This window comes from Chryseobacterium sp. (assembly GCF_029240215.1).
Lineage (GTDB): Bacteria > Bacteroidota > Bacteroidia > Flavobacteriales > Weeksellaceae > Chryseobacterium.
Genome location: NZ_JARBTK010000001.1, coordinates 126,470 through 149,303 on the forward strand (window position 1 = coordinate 126,470; position 22,834 = coordinate 149,303).

Here is a 22,834-nt window from a genome sequence, read left to right on the forward strand (position 1 = left end):
TTTCTATTTACGAAGAGATACAATAATTAACTACTTCTCTTTGTAGTAAATTTTCTTTCCGTCTATTTTCCCATTTTTGTTAAACTCATATAATTTTTTTCTCTTGATAATCATTTTATTCATAAATGGTACAAATTTAATATTTTGAGGATACATGTTATCTTTAGAATATATCTCGTATAGAACACTAAAATATTTTTCATTTTGGAATTGAATTATTACATCATGTTTTTGATCTATAGATAAAACTAAAGTATCTTTATCTTTAAGCCTTACTATATCATAAAAAGGTTGAGGTTTTAGAAAAAGGATATTGTTTTTCTGTGTCCATGTTCCGAAAGACCATCTCTCACCTGCCAAGTGGGAAGAAGCAGTATAAAAATAGGTGTGGTCTTTATTAATCTCTATTGTATAAAGATAGACACCACCAATATTTTTATAATTTCCTACAACACTTGTACATGCCTGAAAACAATATAAAAATAGAATTGATAAACATAAAACTCTAATATTCATATTTTACTGCTTTTTATCATTGAACACTCAACTTATGATTTTCTAACTGATTTGAATGTACAAAACTTTAAAACAAATTCTTATTTGATAGCTGTAATATCAAGTCCAGCAGATTCAGTAATTAACTCACAGGTATTATAAAAAGTATTATTATAATCTTTATTAAGGACTTGAGAATAGTGTTTTTTAATTACATCTCCTTTTCTATATTCAATTATATTAGAACCTCCGTCCGTAAAAACCATTGTTGAATCTTTTTCGCTAATTTTAAAAATAGAATCAACTATATTTTGATATTCCTTTTCACTAATTGATTTTCTTACAAAGGATTTCCCGTGATAAATAAGCTCTACAATTCTTTCCTTATTATATTTTTTTTGTGAGGGAAGAATCCTAATCAAGATTTTATCGCTTATCTTTCTTATATAGCATTCATGTTCAAATTCTACATATTCAATTTCACTTTTTTGAGACGTACAAGAAAAAACAAGGATTAAAATAAATAAACATAAAAATTTAAAATTCATTTTCTACTGCTTTATCATAGTAAATTCACCTTTTGGTAGAGAAAATTCTAATGGTTCTGGCTGTCCAGAAGCCCATGTAACCGAATTTACATTACCTATTTTTACCTGCATTACCTGTTGTCCATTTACAGTAGTCCTTCTCATAAAAATCATTGCAGATCTTTGTGTAGCTGCATCCAAAATACCTAAACCTAATCTTTTTTCATTAGGAGCACATTGTGGACATTTCCATAATCGAGTATTATTATTTGTAATAATGTGATTACCTGAAATTTTATGCCTATTTTGATTTGAATACACTGTATTAAGTTGTGACAATGTATTGATTTTTTCTACCCCATTTACAATATATTGATACTCTCCAATAATCAAATCTTCATAATATCTGCCATTATATTGTTTTACTTTCTTTTCTAATACTATTTTGAAACTAGTATTTCCGTTTGTGTACAAATAAGTACCTACAAAAGAATCTAAAAGATTACTGATGTCTTTACTATAATAACCATCTGGCTGATTCAATTCAGAATCTCTAATATCTATTGTTATTGTCTGACCTTTAAAAAATGATAAAGAAAAGATGAAAATTAAAAATACGTTTTTCATAATCTTGATTTTAATTACAATTTGTTGATTTTACTGTTGCTGTCGGTAAATCTGCTTCTATATATAATTTCTGCCAACTTGTTAAATTAGGATCTGTTTTGTATAATCCTATATTTGTTCCGAAGTTAAGTCTTAAAAAAGCTCTTTCATAATTTTTTTGACCATTTTCTTCTTTTTCATATTCTTCGAGATATTTTTTCATCATTGCAGCTTTCAATTCATCTAGACTACATCCGATATTTTCAGGGCTATTCCATACCTGTTCTACCATTTGTCCTGCATTTTCAAAAACAATTGCATAAGTTTGTTTTACTCCAAAATCATCTTCACAGACTAGTATAAAAGATGATTGTTTATCGTTGTGGTTTGATCCTTCAACTTCCAAAGTATACAAACTTATAATATCATCATAAGAAAACATGGGATAAGTAGTTTTAGGATGGGTATGTACTGCAGAATAGTAATTGTCATTAACCTTAATTTGCAGAGTATTATCTCCACTTGGTGGTGCTACTTGAGTTGTTATATTTCCACCAGAATCCTTTTTAATAAAAACTCCAGCCTCACCTACGCTATTATTAATGTAAGAATACATTCCATTTGTAATTAATGGTTTTAAGTTTCCTTTTGTAGGATCTAAAAGTTTACTCAAATTATCACACGGTGTCGCCAAATATTCTTCATAAAATTCTTCCCAAGTAACATCAGGATTTAGAACCAGATACTTATAAGCCCAGTTCAGAAAATACTGATTATTGGCAGATATGCTATTTGGAGAGTTTTCCGCAGCTACATACCATGCATTAAGACCGTTTAATCTTTGTGAGATAAATGCTTTCGTAGTAGGATTAATCCCGTTATCCTTAAAATAGAAAAAGGTATAATAAAACAAATCTGGGTTCGCAGTTCTTAATTGATTAAGTGTAGTTCCTAATGATGAAAAATAATTGACAACACTCATATAATGCAGATAGTTGGGATCAAGATCATCTTCTGTTTCATAGTACTGGTAACCGATAGAAATAAAAGGTATAGAAAAATAAGCACCCAAATCAATACCTGCACCCACTACCGGACCTGTAGAGCCAGATTCTCCACTTTCTCCATTATCAGCAGGGTTCCCGTTTTCGCAGACATATTCTATAGACTGAATCATCGGAGCAGGAGCTCCACCAACCGAGCAGCCTCCCGGACCGCCTGTATAATGTTTATTTGCAGAGCACCATCCTACTTCCCAGGTTATGACAAAACAGCCTATAACATCTACATTTGTTTTTGCATTGATGTTTAGCTTATCAACATCAAAAATCTTTATCTTAGAATTGATTTCAGTATTCTGTCCCGTGAGAAACTGTTGCTTTTCTTCTTTGGTAAGATCATACTGTACAAGAATACCCGAAAACGTATGATCTTCATTTTCTTTCACAATCAGACTTTCTGTTTTATCACTCATATACGTTCTGTACACAGGAAAGGTATAGGTCTTATTTCCATTTTTCTCAATAAGCAAAACCTGATTGGTACCAATAATTGCACCTTCAAAAATATCATCCTGCGCAGACTTTCCCAGCTTACGATCTATATTTTTGTATCTGAATTTAGATTTGAGTTCTGAGAGTTCTTGCAGAAGAGGTTTCTGCTGATCGAGCTGTTGTCTGTTGAGGAGCGAAACTTTAAAATCCTGTTTAGATTTTTCAGTATCCTGTAAAAAATCTTCGCTTCTGCAGGAATGCAGTGAAAGTGCGACTGTCATTATCAGGCAAAGCCTGAGAAATAAATTTCTTTTCATAATATTATTGTGTTAAATAATTATTGCAATATTAAAACATTTTTTGAAATCATTACACAACTTTTTCGGAAAAAATATTACTTTTGCTGTAATAATTATAATTTTTAGTTATGGATACCATGGAAGTTATCATCGAAAAAATAAAAGAATACCGCAAGAAGAAAGGCTTTTCTCATGAGAATATGGCAGAAGAACTGCACATAAGCCAGGCTGCCTACAGCAAAATAGAAAAGAACGAAACTAAGCTTACCGTAGACAGATTGTATCAGATTGCAGAAATTTTGGAAGCTCCAGTTTATGAATTGTTAGATGCAAATCCTAATAACATTTATAATCAGCAAAATTTCTATGATGCTTCTGTTGGTTATCAGGATATTCAAAATCTGTATCAGGAAAATAAAGATAAAACAGAAAAGATAGAATCTCTGTACGAAGAGAGACTAAAAGATAAAGATAAGATGATACAGCAATTGCAGGATATTATCACTACCCTAAAAAAGTAAACAAAAAACCTCGCCCAGATTGAGCGAGGTTTATATTTATTTCTTCAAACATATATCAGACGATTTCATGAGGTGTCGTAATAGGATCATACCATCTTTTCTTTAGAATCTTTCAAAGCTTTGTTTAGACTTCTAACGGTAATTCCTAAGTAAGCTGCCATATCTTCTTTTGAAACTTTCATTTCTTTCGATTTTAGTTCTAAAAGTTGAGACAAAGTATGTTCGGTTGAATGAAGCTGCTGATAGGATGATCTGTTTGAAGTATTAACAATACGTTCAGCAAAAACATCAAGCAATAAATTGTTTAAATTGATATTGCTTTTGATTAATGACTGAAAGTACGGAATCGTCATCGAAAACACAGTAACTTCTGTTATGGCCTCAATACTGCAAATACACGGAACATTTTTCATCACCTCAATTTCGCCAATAATTTCTCCTTTTCCAAGAAATTCAACGATGTATTCCTGATCATTTTTTTCCGTGAAAAAACATTTTGTAATTCCGCTTTTGATAAGCATTATATTGGTAGAAACTTCGTTTTGTGTCAATATTTTTTCTCCCTTTTCAAAAGAATTTATAATGATATTACTCTTGTTCTCCTGATTATTATATATTTTTTCTAAATAATCTAAAAATGGTTGGTTTGTTTTTAACATAACTTTTTTTGTAACGTAAATCCTTTCAGGATCTAATATTTAAACTAAATTTTACTGCAGAAAATTACAAAAACTAACGTGAACACAATGTGAATTATTCGATACTAAAATCCATAAAAAAACTCGTCCATCAGAACGAGTTTCCTTATTTATTTCTTTAGACATTTCTCCAAAAACTGATCCTGTTCCCAAAGCAAATGCAAAATATTTTCTTTAGCAACATATCCGTGAGCTTCTTTTGGAAGAAGAACCATCTTCACAGGAGCTCCCAGATTTTTCAAAGCCTGAAAATATCTTTCGGTCTGTAAAGTAAACGTTCCCGGATTGTTGTCTGCATCACCGTGAATCAGAAGCAATGGTGTTTTCATTTTATCGGCATTCATAAACGGTGACATCGTGTTATAAATTTCCGGTACATCCCAGTAATTTCTCTGTTCGCTCTGGAAACCAAACGGTGTCAAAGTTCTGTTGTAGGCTCCACTTCTGGCAATTCCGCATGCGTAATCTTTAGAATGTGTTAAAAGATTGGCAGTCATAAATGCACCGTAAGAATGTCCGCCAACTGCGACTTTATTTCTGTCGATGTAACCCAACTGATCAACCGCATCGATGGCAGCTTTTCCGTTGGCAACCAATTGAGGTATAAAGGTATCATTAGGTTCTGTTTTACCTTCACCGATGATCGGGAATGCAGCATCGTCAAGAACTGCATACCCTTTCGCCGTCCAATACACGAAAGATCCGTAATATGGAAAAGTAAAGTCGTTCGGGTTTTGCGTGTTCTGACCCGCCGTATTTTTATCTTTATACTCTGTAGGATACGCCCAAATTAGCAAAGGAAGTTTTTCTTTTTTAGCCTTTCTGTCGTAGTTAGCGGGTAGATAAAGGGTACCAGTCAAAGTAACGCCGTCATTTCTTTTGTACGTAATGACTTCTTTGTAAACATCTTTAATGCTTTCAAACGGATTGGCAAAATTGGTTACCGCTTCAGCTTTGTTAGACTTAATATTTTTCTTAAAGTAATTCGGGTATTGACTTGCCGACTGCTGAATCGTCAATACCTCTCCTTTTGCAGGATTAATAATATCGATGATTTCTTCTTTTGCACCTTTCAGATTTGAAGTGTAGAGTCTTTTCTTTTTTAAAGATTTCATATCCATTTCATCAATGAAAGGATGTTGACCTTCTTTGGTAAATCCGGCTCCGATAAGATAGGCTTTGTCACCTTTCATGTCTAAAACATATCTTCCAAAATCATTTTTTGTGGTATTGAAACTACCCGGATCGCTGTAAACATCCTGATAATTTCTGTCTTCTATAGTCTGTGATTTTCCGTCATTTAAATCTATAAGATAAGATTTTGTATTTCTTGTATCGTACCAACCTTCGGAAACAATGGCGTAATGATTATTTGTCCAGCTGGTTCCTTCGTATCTTTGCTTTGTTTTAAAGAAAGACTTTGGCTGAGTAGTAAACGGAGCCTCCCATGTGAAAATTTCATCTCTGAAATCAACCGTTTTTGATTGATCTCCACCATCAAGAGCTTCTGCGAAAACCAAAGTTGCAGGCTGATCTGCTCTCCAGCTCATGTCTCTTTTTCCTGTTCTTACAGATGAAAATCCTTTTGGCATAATTTCATTCAACGGAACTTCATTCACCACTTTAATTAAATTTCCTTTCGCATTATAAACCGTAGCCATTGATGGAAATCTGTTAAGTGGAACAATATATGAAAACGGTTTTTTAATGGTTGTCAGCATGACATAGTTTCCGTCTGGAGAATAGCTGATTCCTGCAAACAGATCCTGATCCTTAAACTTTTTAATATTGCCGTTCAGGTCTGCATGATATAATTCCGAAGCGGTAAGAATTTCAAAATTCTTTTCATCCTGCGGATTTTTAAGCAAATCCTGATAGGTTCTGTTTTGCGAAACTTTTCCGTCAGAAGTAGAGACAATCGGTCCTGTAGGCAGATCTTTGGAAGCATCTGTAAGCTTTGGTCTGTTTTCAGGAAGGACTTTAATCAAAAAGCTCTGAGAATCTTTCATCCAACTGTAAGGATTTCCCAGATTCGCATTAAGATTGTCTCTGGTAATCTTTTTTGCAGTGGCAGTTTCCAGATCAATAACCCATAGTTCAACCCCTTTTTCTGTAGTGTTGGTAAATGCCAGTTTTTTCTCGTCCGGTGAAAAAGAAGTGTTGGTAATTTTAGGATTAGAAGGAAGACCTTTTACCTGAACTTCGGTTTTATCATTCATCTTTCTTACTTTAAGATTGTAAGCGTATGATGTCGAACTTGAAATATTGGTAACCGGATTGATTCTTAATCCGCCTAATTTCATTTCCTGCTGATTAAGATCATCCAAAGTCTTGTACGTTGGTCTATAGGTGAAAACGATCCAGTCTTTTTTTGAATTGGTCATTACACTTGGCGGTCTGTCGTAATCTGCAAGTTTCAGGATTTCGGCAGATGGCTTTTGGTACGAAATATTTTCCTGAGCTTCATAGAGATTGAGAAACGCAAGAAGACAGATGGTTAATTTGATCTTCATTATCTTTTTGATTTGTCACGAATTTAATGAAAAGTATTTAATTGTAAAAGATGCGAAAATTGTAAACTCAAAACCGAAGGTTAAATACCTTAAAAAAAAATAAAAAGAGCAGTAAAAAAATTACTGCTCATATATATTTAAAGATAAAATCTACATTACCATTCTGAAGCTCTTCTTCTCTTTTCGATCATGCCGTCAATAGAAAATCTGCCTGCTCCCAAAACTACAATAAGAAAATAAATACTCAAGTAAAGGAAACTCATTTCTCTCTTGTCAAATCCATCTGAACCATGAACTACAAAACCAGCAACAATCATGGTAAACATCAGAAATCCCACTGCAATTCTAGTAAACAATCCTAATATCAGAAAGATTGAACAAACGAATTCCGCAAAAACTGTAAGACCCAATGATATTTTTGGTCCTAATCCCAGAAAATCAAAAAACTTGATATCTCCCCCTTCAAGTAACATCTGAAGTTTCGGAAAACCGTGAGACAACATGGCAAATCCCACAAATAATCTCACAATTAATAATACAACGTCTATGAGTACCAGATTAGTTTTTGAATTAAAATAGGTCATTGATTGAATATTTACATTAAAGATAAGAAAAACTTCTTATACAACGATGAGTATTGACTTTTTAGTCTATCTGTATCCGAAATTCTTCAGATCTCTGTCGTTTTTTCTCCAGTCTTTTTTTACTTTCACAAAGAGATTCAGATGTATTTTTTTTGCGAAAAATTTCTCCAGATCTATTCTTGCTTCAGTTCCTACTTTTTTGATTGCCTCACCTTTATGACCAATGATAATTCCTTTCTGTGTATCTCTTTCAACATAAATGATAGAATCAATAAAAATAATTCCTTCATTTTCTTTGAACATTTCTGTCACCACTTCCACAGAATATGGAATTTCTTTCTCATAATTCAAAAGAATTTTCTCACGAATTGCTTCGTTTACGAAAAATCTTTCAGGTTTATCGGTATACATATCTTTGTCATAATAAGCCGGACTTTCCGGTAACATTGATTTTAATTTTGGTAAAATAACATCAATATTAAAAGCATTTAAAGCAGAAATGGGAAGAATTTCAGCTTTAGGAATTCTTTCGTGCCACTCGGTAGCTATTTTTTCAAGACCTTCCTGATTGGTCTGGTCAATTTTATTCAATAACAATAAAACCGGAACCGGAATTTTGTTTAATTTCTCAATCAAAAATTCTGACTGTTCTGATTTATCGGTAACATCTACTATGAAAAGAAAAACATCTGCATCCTGTAAAGAATCTTTCACAAAATCCATCATTTTTTCCTGCAAACCGTATTTAGGATCCAAAACTCCCGGAGTATCAGAAAATACGATCTGTAAATCTTCTTCATTATAAATTCCGAAAATTCTATGTCTTGTTGTCTGTGCCTTTTGTGTTACGATTGCCAGTTTCTCGCCCATCAATTGATTCAGAAGGGTAGATTTTCCGGCGTTTGGCTTTCCAACGATATTTACAAATCCTGCTTTATGCATATAAAAAAATTAAGTCGCTTTTATTACGATTTGCAAAGTTAGTAAAACAAAATCGGTCTTACGATCAATATTAAAATTAGATGCGGAAAAAAGTCTATTTTTGATTGAAAATAGTGTTTTAATCACAAGGTTAAACTAAGGTTTTTGGAAAGATGTATATTTCATTAAGTTAAAGGAGTTTTAATTTTTTACGTAATACCTAGAACTCATTTTTCACAGATAACTTTTAAAAATTTGATTTCTTTATGAATATTAACGAGATTATTGACCGCATCTACCCGCTTCCGATGGCTTCAAAGGAAAGTCTGAAAAAATTTATTACAGAAATCAATCATCCAAAAGGTTTTTGTTTAATGGAATCCAACAAAGTAATCCCGCAAATTTATTTTTTAAAAAAAGGAATTGCACGAGCTTACGCTTCGACAGAAAATAATGACATTACTTTCTGGTTTGGAACGGAAGGCGAACCAATCGTTTCCATGAAAAGTTATGTGGATGAAAAACCGGGTTATGAAAGTATTGAATTACTCGAAGATTGTGAATTGTATCAATTGGAAACAAAAAAATTAAAACAGCTTTTTAATGAAGACATTCATATTGCTAATTGGGGAAGAAAATTCGCAGAACGGGAATTGATAAAAACAGAAGAACTGATTATTTCAAGACAATACAAAACTGCATTAGAAAGATATAAAGATTTGCTGAGAGAAAAACCATATCTCTTGCAAAGAGTTCAGTTGGGACATATTGCTTCGTATTTAGGAATCACCCAAGTGAGTTTGAGTAGAATTCGCGCGGAAATAAAATGATTTTTTTTAAACTCTCGCAGATTTCGCAAATTAAGCAGATTTCTTTTTTTGATCGAAATCTGCGAGATAAATATTTCTATTTTAATTTAAATTTTCACTCAAAATAAAATCTGATCATTTCTTGAGGTTGTTAATTTTTTATCATTTGTAAAATTTTAAATAAAATCAAAAGCTCAACTTTACAGCATCAATTATTTATTTATTTATTTATTTATTTATTTATTTATTTATTTATTTATTTATTTATTTATTTATTTATTTATTTATTTATTTATTTATTTATGAACTGGATTATTTTAATTATTGCAGGATTGTTTGAAGTAGGGTTTGCATCATGTTTAGGAAAAGTAAAAGAAACTTCGGGAAACGAAATGTATCTTTGGTTTGGAGGCTTTCTGGCTTGTCTTACGATCAGCATGCTTTTGCTTATCAAAGCTACCGAAACATTACCAATAGGAACAGCTTATGCAGTCTGGACGGGAATTGGTGCAGTGGGAACTGTTTTGATGGGAATTTTAGTATTTAAAGATCCTGCAAGTTTTTGGCGAATATTTTTTATCTGTACTTTGATTGGTTCTGTGGTTGGACTGAAAGCAGTTTCTCATTGATTGATTAGATATTTTAATCAAGCTTAATATTTATCACTGCTTGCAGAATAATTTTATTTTGTACCTTTAAATAAAAATTTCATGAAAAAAACTCTACTCTTTTTAACATTTTTGAGTAATCTTATTTTTGCTCAAACTTCTGATCTTTTTAGCAACAACTGGTATATTTCGCAAATAGTCATCAATAATCAGACTACTGTGAGTCCTGCAATGCAGGTTTCTATCGGTACATCCATGTTTTCGAATAACGGAAGCGGTTACAGTTTTAATTCGTCATATTACAATTCAGCAGGCTCTACAATTACTTTCAATACAGTGACAGATAGCTTTACGAGACATGGCGGTGGTTGTACATTATTGGTTTATAATGGTACAAATGCCACCGCAGCTCAGGCTTATGATCAAAAAAACTGCGATTTTTATGTCAATACAGCTACGGGAGCAATTTTTAATTATCAGATCATTAATAATGGAAGTTACAAAACACTGATTATTACAAATAATAATACGGGAGACAAAATATATTACAATAATTCATTTTTGGGTACAAAAGACAATATCATTAAGAAAAGTATCAAAATCTATCCAAATCCTGTGACAGATTTTTTAACGATAGAAAATATTCAAGGAAAGTTAAACCTAAAGATTTATGAAATGTCGGGTAAGTTAGTTTACGAAACATTAACTACCGATAAATCAAATAAAATTGATGTAAGTCACCTTCAAAAAGGTCAGTATATTCTTCTGATTGAGAATTTCAAACCTGAACTTTTCATTAAAGATTGATTTAAAAAAATCTTATACAAACAAAAAAACGTCTTCAATTGTGAAGACGTTTTTTTATTTTTTATAAACCACTGGTAAAATTTCGTTGTGATTGAGCCCGTATTTTAAAATTTCAGCATCACTGAATTGCTTTGAATAAAAGTTTGGTTCGGTTTCAAAACCGACTTTTCTCAATCTGTCAAAATAATCCATTCCGTACCAACGAACATGATCGTACTGCCCGAAATGTTTCTGACGTTCTTTTGGATCTTTTATGGTAAAATCTTCATACGTTTTCTCTAAAGAATTTTTCATCGGAACCTGAATAATTCCCCATCCACCAGGCTTCAGGACACGATATAATTCGCTCATTGCTTTAGAATCGTCTTCAATATGCTCTAAAACATGATTACAAAAAATCACATCAAAACTATCATTCTCAAAAGGCAAATCTAAAATATCAGCTTTCACATCTACAATCGGTGAATATAAATCTGCCGAAATGTAATTGAGATTGCTCATTCGCTTAAATTTTCTCAGAAATTCCTGTTCAGGAGCAATGTGAAGAACTTTAGAATTTTTAATGAAAAAATCGGTTTCATTTTGAAGATACAACCACATTTGGCGGTGTCTTTCCAAGCTTAAAGTTCCGGGCGATAAAGCATTTTCTCTTTGTTTTCCGTAACCGTAAGGCAAAAATTTCCGGTAAGATCTTCCATCAATCGGATCAAAAAACTGATCTCCTTTAAAGAACTGATAAATGAGCGGTCGCGCCCAAACGCTCATTTGAATAAGCATCGGACGAGGGATTTTATTCAATAAAAACTTAGTCAGCTTTTTCATTAAAATTCCATTTGGAAAGGCTTTTCTTCATCGCTTTCGATTCCTAAAGCTTCATAAACATATTTAAAAGTAGAAAGTAAAACGGGTTTTCCGTTGATTACCGCTACATCATGCTCAAAATGTGCTGAAGGCTGATTATCTAAAGTTGTAACCGTCCAACCGTCATTATGAAATTTCACTTTTTCTGTTCCCATATTCACCATCGGTTCGATGGCAATCGTCAAACCATCTTTGATGATTTTGCCGCTTCCCTGTCTTCCGTAGTTGGGAACCTGAGGATCTTCATGCATTTTTCTACCAACTCCATGACCTACCAATTCTCTTACAACTCCATAACCTTCTTTCTCGCAATGCGATTGAATGGCATGAGAAATATCTCCTATTCTTTTTCCTCTTACACATTGTTCGATTCCTTTGTATAGAGATTCTTTGGTAACTTTAAGCAACTTTTTGATTTCGGGTTTTACTTCACCAATCTCAAAAGTATAAGCATGATCTCCTACGAAACCATTTAAAACAGCTCCGCAATCAACAGAAAGCACATCACCTTCTTTTATTTCTTCTTTATTTGGAAAACCGTGCACTACCTGCTCGTTCGGAGAAATACACAGAGAATTAGGAAAACCTCCATAACCCAAAAATGCTGGTTCTGCGCCGTGATCTTTGATAAAATCGTGAGCTAATTTATCTAAATATAATGTGGTAATTCCCGGTTTAATCTCTTTTGCCAACATTCCTAATGTGCGCGAAACCAACTGAGCACTTTCTCTCATCAGACGAAGCTCGTCTATCGTTTTTAATTGAATCATTTTTGTATAGATGTTAGATATTAGATGTTAGAAGCTAGACTTACAGCTTTATGAATATTTAAATTCTATACACTTCTAAGCATCTATATTTTCTGATAAACTTTAATTAAAAGCAATTTATTAAAACTAATTTCTAAAATCTAACTTCTAATTTCTTAAAAAATTTACCAGAAAAGTCCTTTTTTCTTTTCTTTTTTAAGTTTTGAGTATGCTAAAACCTCTTTCCCTTCAACACGGAATTCTATCCTTTCGTTGATGATGTTGTAAATTTCACCCCATCCCGGAAATCCTCCAAGATTTCTGTCGTCGATGAACCAGTCTGCATCCAGTTTTCTTGATTGCGTTTCGCTGTCAAAGACTTCTCCTTCAAAACTAGAATTAATGGCATAGAACTCCACTCCGTTTTTTCTACAGAATTCTACCGCTTCATCAAGAGTTTTGCCATGTCTGTACGTCCATAAAATCAGTCTATATCCTTGAGCCTGAAGTTTTTTCAGTGTTTCGAATGCAAAAATCTTTGCTTTTCCAATTCCGGGATAAGCATCATCCACGATTGTTCCGTCAAAATCTACAGCAATTTTTTTGTTACTAACCATTTTGTTCTTTTTTAGCTTGGCAAAGATAATAAATAATTAAAGAGTGCCGAAAAAACATCCGGCACTCCTACTTATAATTTAATGTTAAATTGGAAACTAATGTTTTACCCAGCTAAACTGAAACTGAAGATCGGGTGTAGAAACCCTGTCTGTAATCTTCTGCAGTCTCGATGGCAACTTCATCAGATATTCCTGAGCTTTTTCAGCTTTTTCAGTAAGACCTGTTATATGCTCGATTTTCCATTCATCTAACAAATCTTTCATGATATTGATATAATCCTGACCTGTGTAAACCATACATCTTTGTGCCGCATCTGAAAAATGCCCCCAAAGTTCACCGGCTTTTTGCCCTGATTGTCTCATCAAATGCGCAGGCATTACGATTTTCTTACGCATCATATCTTCGAAAGCCAAGATCATTTCCGAAGGATCAAGCTCAAGAATTTTTGCTACGAAATGTTTGTACGCTTTTGCATGTCTTGCTTCATCTGCGGCAATTACACCACACATTTTTGCCAGCTTTCCGTTTCCGGACTGTTTTGCTAATGTTCCTACTCTTCTGTGAGAAATATTGGTTGCTGTTTCCTGAAAACTTGTGTAAACGAAGTTTCTGTAAGGATCCATGCTTGTTCCCAAATCAAATCCGTCACTGATAAGATATTGTGTCGTAATCTCAACTTCTCTCATGTTGACTCTTCCGCACAGATAAAGGTATTTGTTTAACAGATCTCCGTGACGGTTTTCTTCACCTGTCCAGGATCTTACCCAATTTGCCCAGCCTACTTTCTCTTCCTGATTTACCCCGTCAACACCCATTAACCATGATTCATATGATGGCAAAGCTTCTTCGGTAATACAGTCACCAATTAAAGTAACAAAAAGATCGTAAGGCATCTCACGTGCGAAAGTCTGAATTTCTTCTAAATCGTATTTAAAATCTTCACTTGAAGGATCTGGTAAATAGTCTGATGGCTGCCATATTTTTTCGATTGGCGTCAAAAATTTGTCGAGAAAAGAACCTACTTCCTTTTCTAAAATACCCATTACCTCTTTTCTTACGAGTTTATTGTACATTCTTAAATACGTTTATAATTTACAAAGATATTAATATTTTATTATTTGGAGCATAATATTCTATGTCTCTCATAGTATGTCTGACCAAAATCATAAAAAAAATACCGTTATCTACAAAGACAACGGTATTTATATCATATTATTTTAAATTTTAACTGACTAAAATATCTCCGGTCATGATTGCAGGAATCTCAACTCCCATCACCGATAAAATCGTTGGAGCCATGTCTCCTAATTTTCCTGGTTTCAAATTCCACTGATGGTCTTTATCCATCACAATTAAAGGAACTAAATTGGTTGAATGTTGTGTATTTGGTGATCCGTCCGGATTGATCATTACATCAGAATTTCCGTGATCTGCAAGAATGAAAACTGCATAACCATGTTCGTAAGCCGTTGTAGCAACCTGTTCGATACATTTATCTACCGTTTCGGCAGCTTTTACAGCAGCTTCGAATACTCCTGTATGACCTACCATATCAGTATTTGCAAAATTTAAGCAAATAAAATCAGCGGTCTCGTTCTGTAATTCAGGAAGAATAGCATTTGTAATTTCATAAGCCGACATTTCAGGTTTCAAATCATAAGTCGGAACGTCTTTCGGACTCGGACAAAGTAATCTTTTTTCACCATGAAATTCTTCTTCTCGACCTCCCGAAAAGAAAAATGTTACGTGAGGATATTTTTCTGTTTCGGCGATTCTGATCTGGGTTTTTCCATTTCTTTCAAGGATTTCGCCCATTGTTTCTTTTAAAACTTCTTCATCAAAAACAACCTGTACGTTTTCGTACGTTTTATCATAATTTGTCAAAGTAACATAGTGAAGATTTAATTTTCTCATGAAATATTCCGGCATGTCGTGCTGACAAAGAACCTCGGTAATTTCCCGTCCTCTGTCTGTACGGAAATTGAAGCAAATCACCACATCATTATCAACAATGTTTGCAACAGGAACAACGTTACCAATCTGCGTTTCTTTAACTAAAATAATCGGCTTAATAAATTCATCCGTCACTCCTTCATTATAAGAATTCTGAATGACAGCAGCAGCATCCGTTGTTCTCTGTCCGATACCGCTTACCATCGCATCGTAAGCTAATTTTACACGTTCCCAACGCTTATCTCTGTCCATTGCATAATATCTTCCAATCACAGTTGCCAAAGCACCAGTCGTTGTGCTCATGTGATCCTGAAGTTCTTTAATAAATCCTAATCCCGAATGCGGATCGCAATCTCTGCCATCTGTAAATGCATGAACATAGACATTTTCATGTAGTCCGTATTCACTTGCAGCAGTTAATAATCCCTTTAAATGATTGATATGTGAATGTACTCCACCATTGGAAACCAATCCGATGAAATGTACATTTTTATTTTCTGTTTTGGCATAAGCAAAAGCTTCCTGAATGACTTCTTCATGACCCAAAGTTCCGTTTTCAACTGCCATATTGAGTTTTACCAGATTTTGGTACACTACTCTTCCTGCACCAAGATTCATGTGTCCTACTTCAGAATTTCCCATTTGTCCTAATGGAAGTCCAACTGCTAAACCGCTTGCTTCTAAAGTTGTATGAGGATATTTTTGATAACAGCTATCTATAAATGGTGTATTTGCCTGAGCTAATGCGGAAACTTCAGGATTTTGACCTAAACCCCAACCGTCAAGTATTGCCAGTATTGCTTTTTTTGACATTCTAATTTATTTTTTAACAAACAAATTTATCGATTTTGAAACGAATTGAAGAATTTGAAAGGCTTAAATTTTTATTAAAAGATTTTGTCAGTCTTCTCGCAGATTTTTACTGATAATTAAATTAAAACACATTCATTTGTGCATCTGTGGTTATTTTTTTTTTAAATCTAAATTTTCACAAGTTTTAAACAACTAATAATCATGAATCTTTGCATAATCGAGTTTGAAAAAAAGTTTGTCATTCCGGTAGGAATCTAAATTTACTTTGTAGAGATGCTTTCAGCATGACAAATGTTGCTTCAGTATATTTTTATTTTCTCCCATAGATTTCACGAATTTGAACAGATGATCGCTGATTTTTTCTAACTCAAAAACTTTATACTTAATTTGCATTCTTTGCAATAGAAATAATTATTAATTTTGCCGTATGGATTTACGCGATCAACTCAAAAACCTTTTTCCTGAGCATGAAGAGCAGGAATTCCAGATGCCCGAAGAACAGTTTAAGCAAAAAGAACCTCTTGTTTGTAAGTTTGAAAAGAAAGGCAGAAATGGAAAACCCGTAACCATTGTTGAAGGTTGGGAAGGAAGTGAGGAAGATTTAAAAAAGATTTCGAAAAAAATAAAAACCACACTTGGAATAGGTGGTTCTGAAAAAGACGGAACGATCATCATACAAGGTGATAACCGTGATAAAATCATGAATATCCTGAAGGATATGGGTTTTAAAACAAAAAGAGTCGGCGGATAATTTTTAAAAATAAATCTGCGTTTGCGGCATCAATTCTTTAAGCTTCTGAATGGTTTCTTTATCCATCGGATTTCCTGCTAAAATCAATGTTTTCAGATTTTTAAGCTGTTGAAATTCTTCAGGAAGATCTTTCAGTTGATTGTGTGCCAGATTTATGCTGACAACGCCTTTTAATCCTTTTACTTTAGGAGAAATTTCTTTCAGATTATTATTACTGACATTCAGAAATTCAAGATTTTCTGATTTAAATAAATAATCGGGAAGTTTTACGATAGAATTTTGTTGAAGTTCAAGATATTTTATTTTTGACGGGAATTTCACATCTGTCAAATCATTGATCTGGTTTGCTGAAAGGTTTAAATATCTTAAGTTTTTAATTTTATCTAAATCCTGCGAAACAAAACTGATCTGATTGCTGCTAAGATTAATTTCCTCTAAAGCCGGAATTTTTAATAATGCTTCAGGAAAAACATTCAAATTATTGGCATCAAAATGTACCATTTTCAGATTTTGAAGTTTTGCCAGATTGGGATTTATTTTTGTAAGACTGTTGAGATTCATTGAAAAAGTATGCAATTTTTTCAGCTCACCAATTTCATCAGGAATAAATTTAATGCTGTTTGAATTGATATTTAAAATTTCCAATTCTTTTAAAGCAAAAATCTGCTGATCCATTTTTTCTAATTTATTTCCCATCAGATTCAGGAAAAAAAGAGAATTCATTTTAGACAAATCCTTTGGAATATTGAAAAGACCTTTATCTCTAAAGCTCATACTATACACTGTTTTGCCGCTTTTCAAAGCATCTTCAATTTCGGTATAAGTCGGATATTTTAAAGGATCAATCTGCGCTTTTATCTGTGAAAGTGAAAGCAAACTGATAATAAGGAGTAATTTTTTCATAATAAAAAAAGCCGCCGGCAAAGAAAATGCCGGCAGCTGAGAAAGAAAATTAGTAATTATTTTCTAAGAATTTTCACGGTTTTTTGGAAACCTTCAGCTTCTATATTCAGCATCAAAACTCTTGTAGCTTGAAGTTGAGATGTAAAATCTAAATCTATAGATGAATTATTTCCTGTAAATTTCTTCTGATAAACAATTTTACCATCCATGCTGTAAGCAGTTACTTCAAGATTTTTCAAAGCTTTCGGAGATGTGATTTTCACCAATCCTGATGTAGGATTCGGAGAAACTGTAACTTCTGTTTCTTTAATGGTTTCTGTGGTTCCCAATACAGCACTTGTCCCTAAAAACTGTTGTAATGCAATAACCATTGTAGCTGATTTCCCTTTATAGTCAATTACATTTCCGGTAGCGTCAATATCTGTATCGATTGTAGCATTTGGATGCTGAACTGAGAAGAATCCGAATTTATGATCCGGTGTGAATGTCAAACCAGTCGGCTCAGAACCAGCAGGCATTGAAGCAAACAATCTCACTTTAGGATTTGCAGCAGTATGATCAGGAGCAATTACCCAGATGTAGTTTTTACCACCATCCTGAAGAACCCAAAGATTTCCTAATTCGTCAAACGTAAGGTTATCATTACCATCTCCCCAAGTTTCGGTCTTAATTCCCTGTGCTGTATTGAAAGAATATTGAGTTGTTAATCCTCCTGCAAAAACTTCTACCTGAGAAGCTGTCATTCCATTGTCCTGCAAACGGTATACTTTGTTTAAACCTTTGGCTGTAAAGTATATTTTCCCGTCCAGTGGACTGATTTCTACGTCTTCAACACCGTTGAATGCAGTACCTCCCAGAGATGATGCAAGAGCCTGCGTATTATTTTGATCTACCTGTAGTTTATTAGGAACCTGTACCCATGTAGCAGTTGTACCAGTTGGGTTTCCACCAGAAAGAGGTTGATCTAATTTTAAAACATATAAATTTCCTGATGTAAGATCGTTTGGAGTATCCATCACATATTTGTACACTAAGTTTGTACCTCCATCTTCACCGTAATAAGCGATTGTTCCTGCATTGTTTACCACTACATTTTCATGATTCATCTTACCCATTTGCCAAAGCTTATCTTTAGTTCCTGAAGGATTGTGTGACATCACCTGTGCAGTAACAGGATCAATTTCTACCAACCATCCATAGTCATGGTTTCCATCCGCATTGGTGTCGTTTCCTGTTACAGCTTCTTCAGCAGTAACAATTGTTCCCCAAGGTGTAACACCGCCAGAACAGTTTCTGATGGTTTGAACCAAACTTGGTGCAGAAAAACTAACGCCTCTTGATTTCGTTAAAGCCCAAAGCTTTGTAGTTGTATTATAATTAATCTCTGCCATCGTTACTCCACCAGGACTGGTCTCGTGATTTACAGAAAGATATCCGTCTGTGCTGCTTGCGTTTTTTGCCACGTAACCCGTGAAATCATTCAGTCCGCCAACGAGTCCACCTCCTTCTGTATAGGCATCACCTTCTTTCAAAATCATCTGAAATCTGTGTTCAGCGGGAATAATCAGTTTTGAAGTCTGAGTTGTGGGTACAATAGAGGTAAAACAGCTGATGTGAGTTCCCGTGCATGTAGTTGGTGGAACTGTAACAGTTGTTTTAAGATAAGCATCAATCGTCAAATCTGAACTTCCCGTACTTCTGTTATGCAATTCTATTGAGATTCTGTTGTTGCCCTGCACAAATTTATTTTTCGGAATTGAGAAAATGTTGATCGCCGTTTCTGCTGCACCATCAATAATATCAACAGAAAGTGTGCTGTGAGAAATTACACCCGTTGGCATATTGTTTCTAATTACTTCTTCACCATTTAGATAAACAACAATACCATCGTCTCTTCTTATACCAAATTCCATGGTTGTTGTAAGATCAGCTAAGTTTACTGCGAAATCTTTGGTAAGATAAGCTGTATCTACACCTGAAACAAAGTTAGTCGTTACAGGATCTCCGTAACCTAATGGCCCGTTTCCTGACGCCCATGCAGAAGTGTCATAAGTAGCATCTTTCCATGTGCTAGCAAGGGCTAAGTCATTGTCATTAAATTTCCAAGATGATCCCAGAGGAAAAATCGTGGTTTGAGCCTGAAATGCTGTACTCGTCATCAAAACAAGTGCTGCAATTGTAAGTAGTTTTCTTTTCATTTATTAATACCTTTATTTTTTCATTGCAAAACTATCTTATTGTAACGAGCCCTCTATTAATAGGGTTTTAATTAATTCTTACCAAATATTAATAAATCTCAAACCCAATGTTACGGGGATTAATTTATTGTTAAATCAACTATAAAAACACTAAGTATCATAATGACAAAAGCCATCTCAAATGGATGGCCTTTATATTTAAAAATCGAAGAATATTACTTCACTTTTGCTTTACTAATATCTGTCAGAGAATTCAGAAAAGCAATAATCTGTTTGATTTCCGGTTCTGTAAGATTCAGCTTGTCGGCAGGTAAAGTCTGATTGTTTATTTTTAAACCTAAACCTTCTGCTCCGCCTTCATTATAAAAATCTAAAACTTCTTCTAAAGTATTGAAGGCTCCGTTGTGAAAATAAGGTTTCGTTAAAGCAATATTTCTTACCGTCATGGTTTTGAATGAGTTTTCATAAATCCACGAATTTTCTTTTTTGACATTACTTTTGATTCTTCCCTGATCAGAATCTATTTCTAATGGAGATAATCTTATTGGTTTTTTGGTAACCCCTAAAACTTCGGATTCATTTTCATTAAAAAATGGCGGAACCAATCCTGAAAAATGGGGTGCAAAATGACACGTTGCACAATTGGCTTTGCCCATAAAAAGATTGAAACCTTTTTTAGCATCATCAGAAATCTCTTTCTCGTTTCTCATAAAACGATCAAAATCACTATCGAAAGAATACAGAGATGCAACATAAGAACTTAAAGCTTTAGAAAAATTCTGCTTATCAATATTTCCATTTTTAAATGTTTTACGAAATACCTTTTTGTATTCAGGTTTTGTTTTCAGTTTTTTGATAATGCTTTCGTAGCTTGTATTAAATTCCTGATCATTATAAATTACGTGTTCTGCCTGTTGCTCCAGATAGAAAGCACGCATATCATAGAAGAATCTTTTGGCAAAAACTGCATTATATAAAGACGGAGAATTTCTCAAAACTGTTTTTTCTGCCACATTACTTAAAGATTTAGTTTTACCGTCTGCAAAACCTTTTTCCGGAAGATGGCAGGTTGCACAACTCATTTTTCCGTTGTCACTTAAATTTTGGTCAAAAAATATTTCTTTTCCCAATTTTCTCAATTCTTCACTGTCTTCAGAACCTTTAAGAATTGTATAAAAGTAAGGATCAAGAAAGTCGCTGCTGAAAAAGTTTTTATTACTTATATTCCATCCGGAAAATTCTTTCAGATCATCCGGATTTCCGTCCCATTTACCAAGTTCCTCGTATAAAGGCTGTAGATATTTTTTGTAAAACTCAATACGGTCAAAAGTTTCAAAATCTGTATTTTGAGAAAGATAAAGTGTACTTTCTGTGATGAGTTTTTCCGCTTTTGAAGTATTGAAGTTTTTAAAATAAGGATCATTAGTAATATATTTTTGCATTCCCTGAAAAGCAAATGAAGCTTCTTCTGAAATATTCAGTGAACCCGGTGTATCGAAACCTGTCAATCCTAAAGTATAAATTCTGATGAGCTCTATTCTTAAAGCCAAAGTTTTATTACTCCCTTTGCTTAAGCCATTTTTTGTGGTGCTTAAATAAAAATTATTGTAATTATTGTATAGAAAATCTGTGATGTCAATAATTTTATCTTTTTGTTCGCTCGCTTCATCAGAAAAAATCAATTCATCAAGTACCTGCAAACCTTCCGGTGGCAAAGTGTAGGCAGTAGTTCCCGCAGCTTCAATTCTGAATAGAGGAGCTGCATTGAGATGTGTTTTAGAAAACTCAGGATAGTGATAAGCGATATAAAACTCGATCTCTTTGTATGAGTTTCTGGTGTTTTTTAATGAAAGCTGTAATTTTTTAACGGTGATTTTATCTTCCTTAAAGAGATAAACATCTGATTTTAAGTTTTCGAGATGATTCTTAAAATTAAACAAACCTTTCCTGACAAAAGTCTCTTCCGTTTCTGAACCTTTGTCGACAGGATTGAATGACATTGCCGCAATCCCGATGAATACAATAAGAAGAAGTAAAGGATAAGATCCTACAAAATTTTTCATTCGCAAAACTATCATCCTAAGGTTACCACAGTTTTAACGAAAAATTAAATAATGTTTATATTTTGCTTCATTTAAATTCGTTAATTTTAAATCCCTTAAAAAAGAGAATCACAGATTATCAATCAAACTATACAAAAAAAACAATTATGTTAAATAAACTTGCAGCTTCAGAGCTTGTACTGAATCAAGACGGAAGCGTGTATCACTTAAACCTTTTACCAGAAGATATTGCTGATAAAATAATTCTTGTAGGTGATCCCGATCGTGTACCGAAAGTTTCGAAATATTTTGATACCGTAGAAATCAAAAAAAATAAAAGAGAATTTTACACCCACACCGGTACTTTACGTGGTGAAAGAATTTCTGTGATGTCAACAGGAATCGGAACTGAGAATATTGATATTGTAATGAATGAGCTTGATGCTTTAGTTAACATTGATCTTGAGAAAAAGGAATTTAAAACCAAGCACAAATCTCTTGAACTCTTCAGAATGGGAACTTGCGGAAGTGTGAATCCGGATGTGCAGGTTGATAATATGCTGGTGACTCAAAATGTAGTCGGTTTAGACGGACTGATGCATTTTTATCAGGATTACAGTTTTGAGAATGAATTTTCGAAGAATTTTCTGGAGAAATTTCCCTACGAAAAAATTAGACCAATGCTTTATTTCTCTGAATGGTCGGAAGAATTAGGCGAAGCTTTCAAAGATGCAAAATATCATGGTAACACAGCGACTTTTCCGGGATTTTATGCACCACAAGGAAGAGAACTTCGTTTAAAAGCACTTGATGACAAATTTCTTGAAACCTTAAACGATCTCGGAATTACCAATTTTGAAATGGAAACTTCAGCGATTTATGCTTTTTCTAAACTTTTGGGTCACAAAGCAATTACCGTAAACAATGTGATTGCCAACAGAAGACGCGGAGAATTCTCAGCAGATCATCACAACTCTGAAAAGAGGCTGATCGAATGGGTTTTGGAGAGAGTGATTAAATAGAACAACAAGGATTTCAAATTTTGAGATCCTTTATATTTTAAAC

22 protein-coding genes are annotated in these 22,834 nt (G+C 33.6%); 6 read left to right on the forward strand and 16 right to left on the reverse strand.

Annotation, left to right across the window (positions count from 1 at the left end; translation table 11 throughout):
• Positions 1–30 precede the first annotated feature (30 nt).
• From K0R77_RS00630 to K0R77_RS00645, 4 genes are all read right to left on the reverse strand, one after another.
• Complete coding sequence (locus tag K0R77_RS00630) at positions 31–516, reverse strand: hypothetical protein (protein ID WP_300346201.1); 486 nt, start codon at positions 514–516, stop codon at positions 31–33.
• Positions 517–596: 80 nt separating this feature from the next.
• Entirely contained in the window at positions 597–1,043 is a 447-nt protein-coding gene (locus K0R77_RS00635; protein ID WP_300346203.1) for a hypothetical protein, read from the reverse strand.
• Between the two features lie 3 nt (positions 1,044–1,046).
• A complete protein-coding gene (locus K0R77_RS00640) occupies positions 1,047–1,649 on the reverse strand; it encodes a DUF6705 family protein (RefSeq protein WP_300346205.1) in 603 nt (200 codons plus the stop codon).
• Positions 1,650–1,659: 10 nt separating this feature from the next.
• Positions 1,660–3,438, reverse strand: a complete 1,779-nt coding sequence (locus K0R77_RS00645) for a hypothetical protein (protein WP_300346207.1) — start codon at positions 3,436–3,438, stop codon at positions 1,660–1,662.
• Between the two features lie 110 nt (positions 3,439–3,548).
• Here K0R77_RS00645 and K0R77_RS00650 point away from each other — a divergent pair, with 110 nt between their 5' ends.
• On the forward strand, positions 3,549–3,941 hold the full coding sequence (locus tag K0R77_RS00650) for a helix-turn-helix transcriptional regulator (protein WP_169320020.1): 393 nt from the start codon (positions 3,549–3,551) through the stop codon (positions 3,939–3,941).
• A gap of 86 nt (positions 3,942–4,027) precedes the next feature.
• Here K0R77_RS00650 and K0R77_RS00655 read toward each other — a convergent pair whose 3' ends face one another.
• The 4 genes from K0R77_RS00655 to era form a co-directional block, all read right to left on the reverse strand.
• A complete protein-coding gene (locus tag K0R77_RS00655) occupies positions 4,028–4,600 on the reverse strand; it encodes a Crp/Fnr family transcriptional regulator (protein ID WP_300346211.1) in 573 nt (190 codons plus the stop codon).
• Positions 4,601–4,749: 149 nt separating this feature from the next.
• Complete coding sequence (locus tag K0R77_RS00660; RefSeq protein ID WP_300346213.1) at positions 4,750–7,152, reverse strand: prolyl oligopeptidase family serine peptidase; 2,403 nt, start codon at positions 7,150–7,152, stop codon at positions 4,750–4,752.
• Positions 7,153–7,307: 155 nt separating this feature from the next.
• On the reverse strand, positions 7,308–7,736 hold the full coding sequence (locus K0R77_RS00665; protein WP_300346215.1) for a DoxX family protein: 429 nt from the start codon (positions 7,734–7,736) through the stop codon (positions 7,308–7,310).
• 66 nt (positions 7,737–7,802) lie between these two features.
• Positions 7,803–8,678: a GTPase Era gene (era, locus tag K0R77_RS00670; protein WP_263001893.1), complete on the reverse strand. Its 876-nt coding sequence runs from the start codon at positions 8,676–8,678 to the stop codon at positions 7,803–7,805.
• A gap of 245 nt (positions 8,679–8,923) precedes the next feature.
• Here era and K0R77_RS00675 point away from each other — a divergent pair, with 245 nt between their 5' ends.
• From K0R77_RS00675 to K0R77_RS00685, 3 genes are all read left to right on the forward strand, one after another.
• Entirely contained in the window at positions 8,924–9,487 is a 564-nt protein-coding gene (locus K0R77_RS00675; RefSeq protein WP_300346219.1) for a Crp/Fnr family transcriptional regulator, read from the forward strand.
• Between the two features lie 281 nt (positions 9,488–9,768).
• Positions 9,769–10,095, forward strand: a complete 327-nt coding sequence (locus tag K0R77_RS00680; protein ID WP_300346221.1) for a multidrug efflux SMR transporter — start codon at positions 9,769–9,771, stop codon at positions 10,093–10,095.
• A gap of 81 nt (positions 10,096–10,176) precedes the next feature.
• The gene (locus K0R77_RS00685) at positions 10,177–10,881 is read left to right on the forward strand and encodes a T9SS type A sorting domain-containing protein (protein ID WP_300346223.1); all 705 of its coding nucleotides are present in this window, start codon (positions 10,177–10,179) and stop codon (positions 10,879–10,881) included.
• A gap of 54 nt (positions 10,882–10,935) precedes the next feature.
• Here the strand turns inward: K0R77_RS00685 and K0R77_RS00690 are convergent, their stop codons facing one another.
• The 5 genes from K0R77_RS00690 to gpmI all read right to left on the reverse strand — a co-directional run bounded on the left by K0R77_RS00690 (position 10,936) and on the right by gpmI (position 15,875).
• A complete protein-coding gene (locus K0R77_RS00690; protein WP_300346225.1) occupies positions 10,936–11,703 on the reverse strand; it encodes a class I SAM-dependent methyltransferase in 768 nt (255 codons plus the stop codon).
• The gene (gene map / locus K0R77_RS00695) at positions 11,703–12,512 is read right to left on the reverse strand and encodes a type I methionyl aminopeptidase (RefSeq protein WP_300346227.1); all 810 of its coding nucleotides are present in this window, start codon (positions 12,510–12,512) and stop codon (positions 11,703–11,705) included. The genes K0R77_RS00690 and map overlap by 1 nt, the downstream gene beginning before the upstream one ends.
• A gap of 164 nt (positions 12,513–12,676) precedes the next feature.
• Positions 12,677–13,108, reverse strand: a complete 432-nt coding sequence (locus K0R77_RS00700; protein ID WP_300346229.1) for a BT0820 family HAD-type phosphatase — start codon at positions 13,106–13,108, stop codon at positions 12,677–12,679.
• A gap of 96 nt (positions 13,109–13,204) precedes the next feature.
• Positions 13,205–14,182 (reverse strand): acyl-ACP desaturase, encoded by a 978-nt coding sequence (locus K0R77_RS00705; protein ID WP_300346231.1) that lies wholly within the window; start codon positions 14,180–14,182, stop codon positions 13,205–13,207.
• 151 nt (positions 14,183–14,333) lie between these two features.
• Positions 14,334–15,875, reverse strand: coding sequence for a 2,3-bisphosphoglycerate-independent phosphoglycerate mutase (gene gpmI, locus K0R77_RS00710; protein WP_300346233.1), 1,542 nt, complete (start codon positions 15,873–15,875; stop codon positions 14,334–14,336).
• A gap of 427 nt (positions 15,876–16,302) precedes the next feature.
• On the opposite strand from gpmI, the gene K0R77_RS00715 reads away from it, so the two are divergent.
• Entirely contained in the window at positions 16,303–16,626 is a 324-nt protein-coding gene (locus tag K0R77_RS00715; RefSeq protein WP_300346235.1) for a translation initiation factor, read from the forward strand.
• A 3-nt stretch (positions 16,627–16,629) separates the two neighbouring features.
• Here K0R77_RS00715 and K0R77_RS00720 read toward each other — a convergent pair whose 3' ends face one another.
• The 3 genes from K0R77_RS00720 to K0R77_RS00730 form a co-directional block, all read right to left on the reverse strand.
• Entirely contained in the window at positions 16,630–17,529 is a 900-nt protein-coding gene (locus K0R77_RS00720) for a leucine-rich repeat domain-containing protein (protein ID WP_300346237.1), read from the reverse strand.
• A 56-nt stretch (positions 17,530–17,585) separates the two neighbouring features.
• Positions 17,586–19,727: an alkaline phosphatase PhoX gene (locus tag K0R77_RS00725; protein WP_300346239.1), complete on the reverse strand. Its 2,142-nt coding sequence runs from the start codon at positions 19,725–19,727 to the stop codon at positions 17,586–17,588.
• A gap of 215 nt (positions 19,728–19,942) precedes the next feature.
• Positions 19,943–21,790: a cytochrome c peroxidase gene (locus K0R77_RS00730; protein ID WP_300346244.1), complete on the reverse strand. Its 1,848-nt coding sequence runs from the start codon at positions 21,788–21,790 to the stop codon at positions 19,943–19,945.
• 146 nt (positions 21,791–21,936) lie between these two features.
• Here K0R77_RS00730 and K0R77_RS00735 point away from each other — a divergent pair, with 146 nt between their 5' ends.
• On the forward strand, positions 21,937–22,791 hold the full coding sequence (locus K0R77_RS00735) for a nucleoside phosphorylase (RefSeq protein WP_300346249.1): 855 nt from the start codon (positions 21,937–21,939) through the stop codon (positions 22,789–22,791).
• The last annotated feature ends 43 nt before the right edge of the window (positions 22,792–22,834 follow it).

What these genes read in the sequence shown, in the direction of transcription:
- K0R77_RS00645 (WP_300346207.1), bottom strand. Translation starts at nt 3,438, where the DNA reads ATGAAAAGAAATTTATTTCTCAGGCTTTGCCTGATAATGACAGTCGCA.
- K0R77_RS00675 (WP_300346219.1), top strand. Translation starts at nt 8,924, where the DNA reads ATGAATATTAACGAGATTATTGACCGCATCTACCCGCTTCCGATGGCT.
- era (WP_263001893.1), bottom strand. Translation starts at nt 8,678, where the DNA reads ATGCATAAAGCAGGATTTGTAAATATCGTTGGAAAGCCAAACGCCGGA.
- K0R77_RS00655 (WP_300346211.1), bottom strand. Translation starts at nt 4,600, where the DNA reads ATGTTAAAAACAAACCAACCATTTTTAGATTATTTAGAAAAAATATAT.
- K0R77_RS00650 (WP_169320020.1), top strand. Translation starts at nt 3,549, where the DNA reads ATGGATACCATGGAAGTTATCATCGAAAAAATAAAAGAATACCGCAAG.
- K0R77_RS00725 (WP_300346239.1), bottom strand. Translation starts at nt 19,727, where the DNA reads ATGAAAAGAAAACTACTTACAATTGCAGCACTTGTTTTGATGACGAGT.
- K0R77_RS00680 (WP_300346221.1), top strand. Translation starts at nt 9,769, where the DNA reads ATGAACTGGATTATTTTAATTATTGCAGGATTGTTTGAAGTAGGGTTT.
- map (WP_300346227.1), bottom strand. Translation starts at nt 12,512, where the DNA reads ATGATTCAATTAAAAACGATAGACGAGCTTCGTCTGATGAGAGAAAGT.
- K0R77_RS00705 (WP_300346231.1), bottom strand. Translation starts at nt 14,182, where the DNA reads ATGTACAATAAACTCGTAAGAAAAGAGGTAATGGGTATTTTAGAAAAG.
- K0R77_RS00730 (WP_300346244.1), bottom strand. Translation starts at nt 21,790, where the DNA reads ATGAAAAATTTTGTAGGATCTTATCCTTTACTTCTTCTTATTGTATTC.
- K0R77_RS00660 (WP_300346213.1), bottom strand. Translation starts at nt 7,152, where the DNA reads ATGAAGATCAAATTAACCATCTGTCTTCTTGCGTTTCTCAATCTCTAT.
- K0R77_RS00735 (WP_300346249.1), top strand. Translation starts at nt 21,937, where the DNA reads ATGTTAAATAAACTTGCAGCTTCAGAGCTTGTACTGAATCAAGACGGA.
- K0R77_RS00665 (WP_300346215.1), bottom strand. Translation starts at nt 7,736, where the DNA reads ATGACCTATTTTAATTCAAAAACTAATCTGGTACTCATAGACGTTGTA.
- K0R77_RS00685 (WP_300346223.1), top strand. Translation starts at nt 10,177, where the DNA reads ATGAAAAAAACTCTACTCTTTTTAACATTTTTGAGTAATCTTATTTTT.
- K0R77_RS00715 (WP_300346235.1), top strand. Translation starts at nt 16,303, where the DNA reads ATGGATTTACGCGATCAACTCAAAAACCTTTTTCCTGAGCATGAAGAG.
- K0R77_RS00690 (WP_300346225.1), bottom strand. Translation starts at nt 11,703, where the DNA reads ATGAAAAAGCTGACTAAGTTTTTATTGAATAAAATCCCTCGTCCGATG.
- K0R77_RS00640 (WP_300346205.1), bottom strand. Translation starts at nt 1,649, where the DNA reads ATGAAAAACGTATTTTTAATTTTCATCTTTTCTTTATCATTTTTTAAA.
- K0R77_RS00700 (WP_300346229.1), bottom strand. Translation starts at nt 13,108, where the DNA reads ATGGTTAGTAACAAAAAAATTGCTGTAGATTTTGACGGAACAATCGTG.
- K0R77_RS00720 (WP_300346237.1), bottom strand. Translation starts at nt 17,529, where the DNA reads ATGAAAAAATTACTCCTTATTATCAGTTTGCTTTCACTTTCACAGATA.
- K0R77_RS00630 (WP_300346201.1), bottom strand. Translation starts at nt 516, where the DNA reads ATGAATATTAGAGTTTTATGTTTATCAATTCTATTTTTATATTGTTTT.
- gpmI (WP_300346233.1), bottom strand. Translation starts at nt 15,875, where the DNA reads ATGTCAAAAAAAGCAATACTGGCAATACTTGACGGTTGGGGTTTAGGT.
- K0R77_RS00635 (WP_300346203.1), bottom strand. Translation starts at nt 1,043, where the DNA reads ATGAATTTTAAATTTTTATGTTTATTTATTTTAATCCTTGTTTTTTCT.